The organism is Methylophaga sp. (assembly GCF_030651745.1).
In genome coordinates this window covers 1-1,429 of record NZ_JAUSCC010000036.1, presented here as the reverse complement: position 1 = coordinate 1,429, position 1,429 = coordinate 1, and the positions used below count along the sequence as shown (strand labels likewise).

At 50.5% G+C, this 1,429-nt stretch carries 1 protein-coding gene; it reads right to left on the bottom strand.

Features of this window, described 5'->3' with window-relative positions:
- Nucleotides 1-202: 202 nt before the first annotated feature.
- Nucleotides 203-1,039: an energy transducer TonB gene (locus Q7V21_RS04005; RefSeq protein WP_304916039.1), complete on the bottom strand. Its 837-nt coding sequence runs from the start codon at nt 1,037-1,039 to the stop codon at nt 203-205.
- Between the last annotated feature and the right edge of the window lie 390 nt (nt 1,040-1,429).

Below are 1,429 nucleotides of genomic sequence, written 5' to 3'. Positions count from 1 at the left end.
CGCGGGTTTTGTCAATCAATGAGCGCGCTGTAAAGGGTGCCGGTTTCGTTGAGGGATGAAAGGGACTGGCCATAAGCTTCCGTGCAGGTTGCAAAAATTAAACATTATACAAGCTATGGTTTTAAATTGAGAATTGCTGGTACAAAGTCCCGTCGATGATTAGTTTAGGAGCAATATGGTAGGGCATTCCCTGTTTCCTCTGTTAATGGTTTAAAGTAAAGATAATGGGCACGATGACTGAGCAAGCCACCGCCGTATTGCCTCGTTTAGCGGGAATAAACCGCCATTTCTCCACTGCAGCGACGGCCGACTCATCCAGCGCATCGTGACCACTGCTGCGGTGTACGGTGACTGCTTCGCTAAGTCCATCGGCAGTCACCCTGACCCGGAGAAACACTTTGCCCTGCCAGCCTCGGCTGCGGGCAATTGTTGGATATTTCGGTTTGGGATTGGTACCGTAGTTGGCGTTAAAACTGGCTTCGCTATAAGGCTCTGCATTGCCCCGCGTACCACTTGCAGATTTTGCGGTATTGGCGGCTGTAGCGGCATCACTACTCGTCTCTGAAGCATCCGCAAACGATTCAGTGAGTGAAGGCGCGGGCAGTATTTCCTCGGCAACTGTCACCGGTTTTGGCAGCTTCGCTTGTTTCTGTTTCACCAGCTTTTTTTTCTTCAATGGCTTTTTAACCGGCGGCTTTTTCGGTTTAATCGGCTCAACTGGTTTGGGCGGCGCCGGCGGTGCGGTTGAAGCTTGTTGACCCGGTGCGGAAACCAGGGACACTTCCATCATCAGCGGTTGCGCCAGGGTGATAGGCTCCGCCGGTTGCAACAACCAAAGCGCTCCCCATAGATGCAACAGCAGCACTAAAATCAATAATAAGCTACCGATAGAACGCGGGCGCTCCTCGCCGGTTAACGCTTCAAATAATGTTTCATTTTTACGTATGATTGGGATTGCCGCCACCGGAAGGCGGTTTGTCTGCTTGTTCATGCCGCCTTCGTGGTTATTAAATAAATACATAGGGACTATCGCTTTCATTTATAGTGTTTGAACATCCTTGTCGATTTTATAAACCTCCTCTCTAGCCCTCTCGGTTATGTAACAACCGATACTCGAACAGCTTCGGCAAAAATTGTACCGATCCGGTCGATTTCATCGGCCGTCACGATCAAGGAAGGTAAAAAGCGTACCACGCTGCCTTGGCGTCCTCCCAACTCCACAATTAGCCCCCGCTTCAAACATTCCGTCTGGATTCGACAAGCCAACTTCCGATTGGGCGGATAGACGCCCCCCCTGTGCCAATATGACCTGAGACACCTACCCCTCGGAAATTAGAGTATAAAGGTAGGTCAGAATCATGAGCAAATCGAAAGCAGAGACAATGGAATCACCACAATTAACTGCGCCGGAGGTCGCGTTGGAAGACGC

Coding starts and splice junctions, on each gene's coding strand:
- Q7V21_RS04005 (WP_304916039.1), bottom strand. CDS start 1,039: ATGAAAGCGATAGTCCCTATGTATTTATTTAATAACCACGAAGGCGGC.